This window comes from Bacillus cereus group sp. MYBK227-1 (assembly GCF_051916325.1).
Classification (GTDB): domain Bacteria; phylum Bacillota; class Bacilli; order Bacillales; family Bacillaceae_G; genus Bacillus_A; species Bacillus_A cereus.
The window spans coordinates 570,695-582,906 of record NZ_JBQAGK010000002.1 but is presented as its reverse complement, the minus strand read 5'-3'; the positions used below and the strand labels follow the sequence as shown (position 1 = coordinate 582,906).

The following is a 12,212-nucleotide window of genomic DNA, read 5'->3' as shown; positions in this document are numbered from 1 at the left end:
CTTTTTATACTTTTTTACCTTTATTTAGTTATGTATAATTGCATAAAATGTAGATATATTTAGTAATATATGTTATATTGTTGATTTTTTTACAAAACATTTTAATATCATTATTAACAAATATAAAATATGAAGATATTAGTCTATAAACTTATCATCGTTATAAACATAGGTTTTAAATTACAAAAAAGCTGCAAAGCTTACTTGGAACACTTTGCAGCCTTCTGTCTTTTTGTTTTCTTTAGCAAAATAATGGTTAGTGTATTTTCATTTTTTGGGATACTTATACCCATGTTTAAGTCTTTACATTGAAGACAGCAGATAACAAGCTTATATTACTGTATATTTTTCACGGTACTGCCTAGGAGTCATACTAGTGATTTTTTTGAAAACTCTTATAAAATAACTTTGGTCATTAAAGTTAAGCCACGCACAGATATCTGATAACGAATAAGTAGTGAGTGTTAATAATTTTTTTGCTTCTTCCACTCTTTCCCTTTGAATATATTCGCTTAAAGTAATTCCCATTTCTTTTTTAAATAGTTTAGACAGATAAGTAGGCGTAATTTCTAAATGATTAGCAAGTTCATTCAGAGATATTCCATCGTAAACATTTTTATTAATATGTTTTATACATGTAGTAACCGCGTAAGAATACTTTTTTGCATTGTATTCTTTCACACGATCTGCAAAGGTACGTAAAGCGTCCCCTGACAATCGCTTTACAGATTCTACATTATCTAATTGTTCTAGGGTTTGTATATATAAAATACTATGGGCAAAAGCAATATCTGGTGGCAGGTTTCCTTCTATTGCATATCGAGTGGCTAAGGTAATCGCAATAATTCCAAGGTTTTTTTGATTCCTGAGCGGATCCTCTATTAGCATAAGTTCAACATCTTCTTGCGAAACCGCATACATATACTGTATTAACTTTTTTTTATTTCCTTCTTTAATAGTCGAAAAGAAATCATTTACTAATGCCATATTGTGCGTTTTAGGTTTGTTTTGTCGGCGTTTTAAAATATATAAATCCGGTTTCACAATTTTATTAGGAACTTCCTCTAGTACTTTATTTTTTTCCAAGACAATATCTACATCTAACTTTTCATTGAAAATCATGTAATGTAATAAAATTCCCATATCAATTAATGTAGTTTTTTTAATCTCAGATAAACACTGATAATAGGCAAGTCTTTCTTGAATGTTATCATTTGCTTTAAATTCTTTCTGAAATTTTATGATCATATCATCTGAATCTTTTGGATGTATAGTAGGACCGATTATAATAGTCCCTTTAATATCATCATGATTTTCTATATGAATTAGAACAAAATTTTCAAGATAGTTGTTACTTCGGAAAAGTGGCAAGTTAAAGGGATCGTTTTCTTGATAAATATCAGTAAGATGTTCTTCTTTTGAAGAATAAAAAGGACTACAAACATTATCAGATGTAGAATGATATAAAATTTTTCTGTCTGCAGATAAAATATGTACAGGGGCATTAAATGCTTTATGTGCAAGATCACACAAGTGTTGTATATCGATAGAAGTATTCATTACATTCTCCTTTATAGATCTATAAAATATATTCTGTTATATATAATTCACGACAAATAATACTATAAAATATCAAATTAGTACAATTCACAACAAAATATTACTATATCTTTTTTATAAAAATCATATATTATTTAATTGTAGTTAGCATCTAAATATCAGAGTAGATAAGATAAGTAAAGGAAATAAGCTAAGTTCTTTTCTTAATTCTACAAGATATAATTATTGAACTTGAGAAAACAGTGAAATACTACAAAATACAGTGGTAGTCAATGCGAGGACCAAGCTGGAAAAAGATTTAAAATACAGCGAAAATAACAGGAGATACTGTACCACCGCAAGAAACAACAGTCAAAGTTCCAATTCAATCACTTATACAAATTGAATTCAAAAAAATAAATACTGCTAATTTAAATATGAAACTGAAAAACTATTTTGCTCCAAATTCTAAAAAAAGATAATAAAGAAGTTGTGAAATTGGAAACAGATGAAAGCGATATGGCTATTTTTGAAGCACTATGCTTTGAAAAGTATAAGGTGGAGGAAATTCAAGTACTCAACTAAACATTTAATTGAGAGAAAGGTCTTTTCATCAACTAAAAATAAAAAAACGAATGGAATTTTCAAAAAAATGACACTATATTACTGGTCGCAACATTAGCTTACTTTCCACAAAAGAGGAAAATATATATAGACTTTACAAATACTAAAAATAGCAAACTAGATAGTTTTATTACCGCATCACATAAAGTGAAACTTTAATCAGTGGGGGTTTTGTTCATCCCCACTGATTATTAGCCCACACCAATCGGGCTTTTACGGGCAAATAGCGAGATAAACTTATTATTAATTTCCAAATACAATAGTTGTTAATCAACCAAAAACTTCAATAACCAAGGTGCACAGTAAATTGACATCAAAACAATTCTTACTACAATATCAGGTTTTGCTTATTCTATAAAAAAAGAAATATCACTTAAAAACTATTCCTTTATATCGATTTAGACATAAAACATTTTATTATATCGGCTTAAGTATTATGGAATTAAAATTGCAAATAACACCAAAACTCTTTAAAGGGTTCATACATCGCTCGTATCGAATTTATCACCTTTCGATACCTACGTCATTAACATAACTAAAAAACATCATTACAAAGGAATCTGAGAGGTTTTTTCAATTCCGAAATTTATTTTTTTGTAAATTAAAGGAAAAATAATCCGTATATATACGGATTATTTTCTTAGTGTAGTCTGTATTGACCTGTTAACTGTTTTTCAGCCATTCGAACTAAGCGTTTTGTAATCTCTCCACCGATCCGAACCATTTGCAGATGATGTGATGTATCAGGTCCCAGTGTGACTCCTAGTTCAAAAGCAATTTCATACTTCATTTGCTCAATAGTACTTGTAGTAGCAGAAATAAGAATTTCATTTGTATCACTTTCGTATCTTTGAATATTTATAAATAACATGTGCCTAATTATGCTATTTATGCATGATCAACCTAATTTATTCCAGTATTTTTATAGGAACCCTTTCCCTCCCCTTATTCCACCAATTAAATTTGAAACACAAATGTACATTGCATTTCAATATAACAATAAAAGCTACAAAAGCAACGAATTTACTACTTTAAAGTTAAGTGTTTAACCTTGAAGTACTTAAATTCTTTTTTCCAGATAAAGCATACATTATATCTTGATGTTTTATTGTCCTCTTATAATTATGTGGTATCGGGAATTTTTTTCGGTATTCTTTCATTATAATTAAAGTTTGAAGTTCTATGCTCAATACTTTTGCGAGGATATGATAGTTATATCCATTGTTTAACAGAGAAATTATGTCATAAAACATAGTTTTTCCACCCACTAATTTTACTAATTTATTCTTTAACTCATCCCCCTTTTCTTTAGCTTTATCAATTTCTAACAACATAGATTTTTTATTTGTCTGCTTAATGTATTGAGTATACAACTCTGGGAATTCTTTTTGTACTTCTTTGTTTAATACTGGTCTATATTTAATCATATAAGTAACTTGTAACAAAGAGCGTTTTAACAAACTATCTTCAATGAGATACGCTACTTTATTAAATAAATGTACATATTCCTCAATATTGGAATAACTATTAAAATGAGCTAATACTCTACTTTTTATACTAAAAGCCTTGCCTACATAAATAATATTGTCATTATAGTCTTTAATGAAATAAATACCACTGTCAGATTTTTTCAATTTATTATCCAATTCTTCTATACTCATAAAATGCAATTCACTCATACTTCTCTCTCCTTAGCAGTGTTAAATCGTAAAAAACAAGCAAGGTTTCTAAAAAAGTACTTAGCTGCCCTAGCATCTCTTATTTTATCTCTTGCTAAATGTCAAAAAACTGTTTCTATGTTACTCAACTATCAATATGATTATTAATAAAATTTTCGATCGTTATTATCTCGCAATTTTATCATGTAATTTCGAGATCGTTTCCTCATTTAAATTACTGTATTTTATCGAATAAAGGAAATATACTACTACCCCAATAGTAATCCAAATACTAAAGTACACCCATGTCCTTAACGGTAAATTTAGCATTAAAAACACACAGCATACAATTGCAACGCATGGTAATACAGGTACAAAAGGTACCATAAATCCACGTTTTAAATTTGGGTGTGATTTACGAAGGATAATAACTGATAGACAAACTAACGCAAATGTCACCAAACTACCGATATTAACTAAATTAACTAATTCTTTCAAATCAATAAACCCAGCTATTATAGAGCTCCCTATTCCTGCTAATCCAGTTATAAAAGTGGGTGCTCCAGTTTTCTTATTAACTTTCGCAAATGATTTCGGTAACAATCCATCACGACTCATTGCAAAGAATACTCGTGTTGCCGCATACATATTGGAAAAAATAACAGCCATAAGGCCAATTACAGCACCTGCAGCAATTGCACCAGCGACTTTTCCTTGTCCTACAACTTCCATTACATAAGCCATTGCCTCAGGAACATTTAATTCTTTATAGGAAACCATTCCTGTCATAACAAGGCATACCATAACATAAATAATTGTACATATGATTAATGATGCAATAATACCGATGGGAAGATTACGTTTCGGATCTTTTACTTCTTCTGCTGAAGTTGCTAATATATCAAAACCCGTAAAAGCGAATAAAATAGCTGCTCCACCCGTAAAAACTCCACTTAAACCGTATGGTGCAATTGGTATCCAGTTCATTGGTTTTACATAGAATATACCAACCGTAATAAACAACAAAATCATTCCAATTTTAATCAATACCATTATATTATTGATTCGTTTACTTTCTCTCGTACCACGAGATAACATCCATGCCAATATCAATGTAATAATTACTGCTGGTAGATTCACAATACCACCATGCGAAGGAATCGTTACTAGAGCTTTAGGTATCTCTAATCCAAATCCCTTTATTAAATTGTGGAAATAGCCTGTCCATCCAGCAGCGACAGCTGCTGTTGCCACGATATATATTAACAGCAATGACCAACCTACTAGATGAGCAACAAACTCACCAATTGTTGCATATGAGTACGTATATACACTACCAGACGCCGGGAGTGTAGAAGCAATTTCCGCGTAACATAATGCTATAAATCCACATATAATTGCTGCAAGTATAAATGAAAAAACAACTGCTGGACCAGCATTTCTTGCTGCTACTAATCCAGTTAACACAAGAACACCCGTTCCAACTATCGAGCCTACCCCTAACATAATTAAATCAAATGCTCCTAATGTTTTCGTTAAAGTCTTGCTTTGATTATGCTCTAACAATTGTGTAACGGATTTCTTTTTTAGTAAATTACTCATATTTTCTGTATCCCCTTTAAAATAAGGTTTGTTCTTCTCGTTAGTGTTGTATATAAATTTACTTAGTTATTAACTAGCCTCATAATATTTCTTTTACATTAAATAGATTTGAAATATTATATAAATTCGCTTCTCACTTACTAGTTAAACTAGACATTTCCATAGATTTTTGCGTACAACGTTTCATAGCTGAAATGATAGCTGTTCTTAAACCTTTTTCTTCTAGCGTTACTACAGCTTCTATCGTCGTTCCACCTGGAGAACAAACCATATCCTTCAATTCACCTGGATGTATTCCTGTTTCCAATACCATTTTTGCAGAACCTAATACAGCCTGAGCCGCAAATTTATAAGCTTGTTTTCTCGGCATACCGCCAAGTACAGCAGCATCTGCCATGGCTTCTATAAACATATACACATATGCTGGAGAAGAACCACTAATAGATGTAACAACATCCATTAGTTTTTCATTTATGACCTCCGTCTGGCCGAAAATATTAAATATGTTCAGTACCTCTTTTATATCTTTTTCTGTAACCATTTCATTAAAACATAACGCAGACATTCCTTCTCCAACAAGTGCCGGTGTATTAGGCATTACTCTAACAACCTTTAACTTTCTACCAAATTCATTCTCAGTGCTCTTAATACTTTTTCCTGCAGCAATAGTTACAACGATTACATCATTTTTTATTTGATCTTTTATTTGGTTAATTACCGATGAGTATAAATCTGGTTTGATTGATAAAATTAAAATGTCAGCACTGTTAGCGACTTCATTGTTGTTAGTAGTTATAGTTATGCCATATTCATTACTAGCATTTTTTAAATTAATGACGTTTAAATCTGAACAAATTATTTGATCTGGAGAAACTATATATTTTTTTATCATCCCACCTATCATAGCGATACCCATGTTTCCACATCCGATGAATCCTATTTGTTTATTCATAATAATTTGCTCTTGCTCCTTCTACTCTAAATTTTATTGATTTTGAAATTATTATTCTAAATAAGGGCTATTACAATTACTTGGTTTATCAATAGAATTTCAAAATTCTCCTTCCTATATAGAGCTTACATATACCTCTAATAACTTCTTTGCTTTCGCTGAATTTTGAGGTGGGGGTCTTACTGCCCGGCAAATAGCCGGATAAAATCATTTCTTTAATCTATAATAAGAAGGACATAAAAAAACAAAAAGTTACAAAAATTTTCAAATTAAAACTTTTATAACTTTTTGTTTTGATGCAAATATAATATTAATTAAGGTATCTCACCGTTTTAAACTTGACGCTCCATAATCTTGTATAGTTACATTTATATGATATTTAATCGGTACCTTACTAAATGTTTGATCCCAATTTTTTTTGACTTTCTCCCATGTTCTCGGGTGTTTAATTCTTAATTGGTTGCCAAAACCCGCAATATCGACTTGGTATTCTTTTTGTATTTTTTTTGTAACATGATGTACTAAGTGCTTTACTTCTTTTTCAATAGCTTTTTCTTCCCTTTTTAAAAATTCATTTTCAAAATCTTTTCCTGATTGCATCCAATTTTCAGACAAACGCCCTTCTGATTCAATGTTTACATCAAAGGAAATATTATTTCCGTTAACATGTGGTATGATTTTGCTTTTTATTGACTTTATTTCGTATATAATGAGTTTCTTTGATTCTTTATCAAAAGTTTTTACCACACCACCATTCCTTTTTCCGTTTATCCATACTACTCCTTCCAATTCCTGCTCATTTAAAAAGCCCATCAACTTTTTTGTCTTCCCTTTAATTACAGCAGCTCCTGCAAATTTTGTTTCCCCATTTATCGAGATTACATTTTGCAAAAGAAAACTGGCCCCTGACCGCATCTTTCCTTCCAATTTAGCGAGCGATACAGGAGGTAAAATCCTTGTTGTTCTATTTCTATTATCTGCAATTCCAGACAAACGAAATGCTGGGATTTCTCCTTTTTTGTTTGATTCCAGTACCTCCTTCGCTAGACCCTTGCTAATTAAGAGCATACAGCTAAGCCGAACTTCATTGTCACGGAGATACTGTTCAAGTAATTGTTCTAAACTGTATGTACGTACAAGACTATCGCTAATAACAATATTTTTTAAATGTGGGCTGAACATTGTGCTCTCTCTTTTCAATGAAAACTCACGAACAATTTGATGAATGGAATCACCGGTCTCAGAAACATTTATATAACGTTTTTGTTGTCCATTTCCTTTACTTTGTGCTTGCGAACTAACAATTTGATAAGTAGCTGTTATAAGGTTTCTTTTAGGATAACCTCCTTCCTCATCCTCTTTCTCAATTGTTGAATCCTTCCCTTTATCTAGTGCTATACCTGCAGTTAAACTCAATTCTTCTACTTCTTTACTGCTCCAACACCCTGTTAAAAATAGAAGCAAAAGCGTCCATAACAAAGCCAAATAGAACCGCATATAATTAAATTTATGTTTCACACTACTCCTCCTTTTAATCGCGTAATAATAAGAAGAAGCAGTGGCAGTAAACCAAATAAAAATAAAGCAGCATTACCGAGCATATCCCCCAATTTAAGCAAGTCATTTATATTTTTCGAAGTCATAGCAATGATGTAAATGATTGGAATCAAAGCAAAAATAAATGGATGAATACTCTTTTTAAAGAGTTGCGCTAATCCTAATGCAGCTGCATAATAACTAATCGTATAGGTAGCAAATATTTGCATAATCCATATTACAAGCAGTAAAGATTCAAAACGTTCAAATATCAAACCAGAAATTTCAAAACTGCGCATAAGGTCAATTGTCGGCCATGTTCTTGTTACAACCCCATCAATTGATAATGCACCAATGACCATTACAACAGTTATTACATAAAAGATTAACGGAATAGAAATTCCAACTAAAATAGCTTTTACTGCTTTCTTTCGTTGTTCCATAAATACCAAAAGAATTAACATAATTTCAGGACCTGTATATGCGAGAGACGTTGTTTTTATCCCATCTAACACTGGTTTAATTCCCAAACCTAATACGGGACGGAGATTATCTATCTCGAATATTCCGATACTCATAAAGGAAATGATTAAAAAAATAAAAACAGTAATAGGAAATATTATTTCAAACATCCGTGCAATTGAATTAATACCACCCATAATCAAATAGAGACCTATCCACATAAAAGGCATAACAATAGCCCATGTGGGGGTTCCTTCTAGTAAAAAAAAGCTTATTACTTCTGCCATTGAACGAATTTGAAATGCTGAAGTTGTAAGAAAATACCCTATAATAAGAAAACTAAGCAATCTCCCTATCCATTTCCCTACAATATCTTGACTGTATTGGTAAAATGTTTTTTCTGGAAACTGCTGACTTAATTTGACCATAATTACTCCTGAAACCATTGCCAGTATCCCACCTAATATCACACTTAACCATACATCTGGTGTTTTCACTTTTTCCACAGATGCTCTGGGCAAAGTAAGAATTCCTGTCCCAAGTATGTAATTTACAATAATAACAACTGCTTGTGAAGTTGTTATTCGGTCTTTAGGTATAGTAATCACTGAAGGCCACTTCCTTTCGTCATCAGCTACCTTTTGCGGATAGTTTTTTTGGTATGCATTATTTTCGGTCGACGTCTCATTATTTTTAATGGCATGCGAACCATAAAATCTTTCCAATCACTGAATCGATATGGAACAGCAGGGCTGGTATAAGGAACGCCAAAACTTTTCAGTTTCACTAAATGACTGCAAAGTAAAAGAAAGAAGAGAATAACTCCATACAATCCAAATATCGCAGCACAAAACATAGCTACAAAACGAAGAATGCGTAACGTAATTCCCACACTATATTGCGGAATAGTAAAAGAAGAAATAGCTGTTACCGCAACAACGATAACCATTATTGGACTAACAATTCCTGCTTCTACGGCAGCCTGACCAATTATTAAACCGCCCACAATTCCCATTGCCGGTCCAATCGGTTTAGGCAGACGTAAACCTGCTTCTCGTAAAACTTCGATAGCTACTTCCATAATTAACGCTTCTATTAAAGCGGGAAAAGGAACTCCTTCTCGCGATCCGATAATAGAAATAGCGAGCTTAGTGGGAATTAATCCTGGATGAAATGAAATAAAAGAAATATACAGTGCTGGAGCAAATAATGAAACAAAAGCTGTCATGAAGCGTAATAAGCGGAGAAGCGTACCAGGAAGCCACCTTTCATAATAATCTTCTGGTGATTGCAGCAGCATACTAAATGTAACTGGAGCAATTAAAACAAATGGTGTTCCATCTAACAAAATAGCTACTCGACCTTCCATCAAAGCACTAATAACACGATCAGGTCGTTCTGTATTTTGAATCTGCGGAAAAGGACTGAGATAATTATCTTCAATAAGTTGCTCTATATAACCAGATTCGAGTACACTGTCTATGTCAATTTTCTGAATTCTGTTTTTTATTTCATCCACCAATTCTGTACTAGCAAGATCTTTAATAAATGCGACGACTAACTCTTTCTTTGCACGTTCTCCTACTGGTAGCTTTACTAATGATAAGCTCTCATCCGCACAGTGTCGTCGCAAAAGTGAGGTATTATCACTTAATACTTCAGTAAAACCGACCCGTGGCCCTCTGACTAATGCCTCCGATACTGGTTCTTCAATGTTTCGTTTATTTGCTTTTGTTGTACCAAGAATAAACACATCTGCTAAACCATCAATTAAAAGAGCTGTTGAACCTATCAATACTTTGGGTATTAAATCTTTTATGTAATGGACTTCTGCTACTTCACTAATTGTAAGAACTTTATTTTTAATATATTCTTTTGAAACAGTCCCCTCCACATAAGAAGATTCATTTTTATATTCATCAGAAAAATCATCCATTAGTAATTTCATAATATGTTTGTCAATTATCTCTTTATCTGATAGACCATCAACAAAAACGATCCCAGCCTGAATATCTGTGCGTCCAATATTAAACTTCCGAAATCGAACATCAGAATTATGTCCGATTTGTTGCTTTATAAGTTCTAAGTTAGAGGCAAAATCATTTGTGAAATGAACGTTTGTATTTTGAGATGGTTTATGCTCTTGTTTCGTTTTACTTTGAATATTATTTTTTTTCACTTGTTTGTCTCTTGACTTCCACCAACTCATTCTTCCCACTCTTTCTCTGACATACGAACCCAATGAAAAAATCTTGAGATAGTATACGGAATTAAAAACAAGATAAAAGCTTGTACAAAGACTTTCCAATCTGGAAGATAAGAAGTAATTATGTTCCACATTTTTATCACCCAATTTATATACTCTGCTAGGATTGAGATTTCTAAAAAACGATATGTACTTAATAAAAAATAACGATAAGATTAAAGAGCAGAAAAGCGAGACATTATGCTTATTTAGTACCAATAACCTAATTAGTATAAAAACATTTCTGACCTAAAATACCATTTCCAATTATAATTTGTTAAATATTATCTCCTTTTCCCTTATTTATATGCCCGCATTTGAATTTCAAATAATATAAGGATCAATGATATTTCCTCTTAAAGAAAAAAAGATGCCAGAAGATAGCATCTTTTTTTCAATTCAACTTACTATGTATTTATATTTTATTGTGAAAATACTCGTTTTTTTTAATGAATATTAATGTGTAAAAAATACATATTCTTTTGTTTTAAGTTCATACACTTCTACCGAATCGATACGGAATTTTCTGATTTTAAAGCCAATATGAAATAAAGGAAAATCCTCTCTTAGAAAAACTATATAAAACCAATAACATAAAAACAATTATCAATCTATCAATTGAAAATAATACTTAGCAAGAGTTTATCATCTTAACTCCAAGTGTATTCGTTTTGCTTCAAAATAAAGAACTTGAATAAATTTTTTCGTATCAATACGAGCAGGTAATGTTGGTTCATTATTCAATTCTGTCATCTTTCTCCTTACGGTAGTAAAATCAAAAAATCTAGAAGCATAATTTTCGAACTTCGGGTTTAAAAAATCAGTAAGTCCAAGGGATGCTAAATGGTTTAATGATTGATAAATTGCTCTCCGAATCCGTTGTTTGGAAGCTTCTATGAACCTTTTTAATTCGGCATCTTCAGCTGAATCCCCAAGTTTTTTTTGAGCTAAATTCATAAAAATCTCTTTTAGTGAGGGAAAGCCTTGTTCCAACGTGTTATCTTGTTCATATTTATATAAATAATCTAGCATATCCATTAAATCTTTACTTCCACTTTCACTGGCTATTCCTAATTCAGACAAAAGAAAATGAATGGAATTTTGAAAATGATTGAAAGTATTTAAATGTTTTTCATTACGGTATTTTTCTTGCACAATTGAATTACTATCCAATTTTAGTACCATATTAAGCGATTCTTGAATGTTTTTTATTGATTTTTCCAAACGAATTCGTTCAATGACTTTCCGAACAACTGTTAATACTTCAATCCGGTTAATTGGCTTAATAATATAGTATTCAACACCAAGCGAATAAGCTTCAGCAATTAATTCTTTTGATTCTACTTGAGAGACCATGATGATTTTCCCTTTAAACGAAGGCTTTATTTGACGAATTGTTTTTATTCCATCTTGATTCGGCATTAACAAATCGATAAATAAAATGTCTATATTTTTAAGGATTACCATTTGTTGCTCTAAAGATAAACCATCCTCAGCTTCTCCTATAACCTCCCCAAGATCTTCATCCTCGATAATTTGAGCCAACATTGAGCGAACCGCTTTTTCATCATCTACTATATAAAAATACATAGAA

General features: G+C 31.6%; 10 protein-coding genes. 1 reads left to right on the top strand and 9 read right to left on the bottom strand.

All coding sequences use genetic code 11. The features are described 5' to 3' along the window. Nucleotides 1-330: 330 nt before the first annotated feature. Nucleotides 331-1,560, bottom strand: a complete 1,230-nt coding sequence (locus ACTFRM_RS10000) for a helix-turn-helix domain-containing protein (RefSeq protein ID WP_001097912.1) — start codon at nucleotides 1,558-1,560, stop codon at nucleotides 331-333. A 435-nt stretch (nucleotides 1,561-1,995) separates the two neighbouring features. Between ACTFRM_RS10000 and ACTFRM_RS09995 the strand changes: the two genes are divergently transcribed. Continuing rightward, nucleotides 1,996-2,124, top strand: coding sequence for a hypothetical protein (locus tag ACTFRM_RS09995; protein WP_002026045.1), 129 nt, complete (start codon nucleotides 1,996-1,998; stop codon nucleotides 2,122-2,124). Between the two features lie 679 nt (nucleotides 2,125-2,803). Here ACTFRM_RS09995 and ACTFRM_RS09990 read toward each other — a convergent pair. The 8 genes from ACTFRM_RS09990 to ACTFRM_RS09955 all read right to left on the bottom strand — a co-directional run bounded on the left by ACTFRM_RS09990 (nucleotide 2,804) and on the right by ACTFRM_RS09955 (nucleotide 12,208). Continuing rightward, on the bottom strand, nucleotides 2,804-3,034 hold the full coding sequence (locus ACTFRM_RS09990; RefSeq protein ID WP_000897399.1) for an alpha/beta-type small acid-soluble spore protein: 231 nt from the start codon (nucleotides 3,032-3,034) through the stop codon (nucleotides 2,804-2,806). A gap of 166 nt (nucleotides 3,035-3,200) precedes the next feature. After that, entirely contained in the window at nucleotides 3,201-3,842 is a 642-nt protein-coding gene (locus tag ACTFRM_RS09985; RefSeq protein ID WP_001292165.1) for an excinuclease ABC subunit C, read from the bottom strand. Between the two features lie 165 nt (nucleotides 3,843-4,007). After that, complete coding sequence (locus ACTFRM_RS09980) at nucleotides 4,008-5,423, bottom strand: amino acid permease (RefSeq protein ID WP_000067451.1); 1,416 nt, start codon at nucleotides 5,421-5,423, stop codon at nucleotides 4,008-4,010. 133 nt (nucleotides 5,424-5,556) lie between these two features. Continuing rightward, the gene (proC, locus tag ACTFRM_RS09975) at nucleotides 5,557-6,375 is read right to left on the bottom strand and encodes a pyrroline-5-carboxylate reductase (protein WP_001041302.1); all 819 of its coding nucleotides are present in this window, start codon (nucleotides 6,373-6,375) and stop codon (nucleotides 5,557-5,559) included. Between the two features lie 324 nt (nucleotides 6,376-6,699). Then, the gene (locus ACTFRM_RS09970) at nucleotides 6,700-7,893 is read right to left on the bottom strand and encodes a Ger(x)C family spore germination protein (protein ID WP_000680794.1); all 1,194 of its coding nucleotides are present in this window, start codon (nucleotides 7,891-7,893) and stop codon (nucleotides 6,700-6,702) included. Further along, entirely contained in the window at nucleotides 7,890-8,981 is a 1,092-nt protein-coding gene (locus ACTFRM_RS09965; protein ID WP_000628606.1) for a spore germination protein, read from the bottom strand. The genes ACTFRM_RS09970 and ACTFRM_RS09965 overlap by 4 nt, the downstream gene beginning before the upstream one ends. A gap of 26 nt (nucleotides 8,982-9,007) precedes the next feature. Next, nucleotides 9,008-10,582 carry a spore germination protein gene (locus ACTFRM_RS09960; protein ID WP_000119234.1) on the bottom strand — a complete coding sequence of 525 codons (1,575 nt, stop codon included), beginning with the start codon at nucleotides 10,580-10,582 and terminating at the stop codon, nucleotides 9,008-9,010. A gap of 681 nt (nucleotides 10,583-11,263) precedes the next feature. Continuing rightward, a complete protein-coding gene (locus tag ACTFRM_RS09955; RefSeq protein ID WP_000274087.1) occupies nucleotides 11,264-12,208 on the bottom strand; it encodes a response regulator in 945 nt (314 codons plus the stop codon). Nucleotides 12,209-12,212 lie beyond the last annotated feature (4 nt).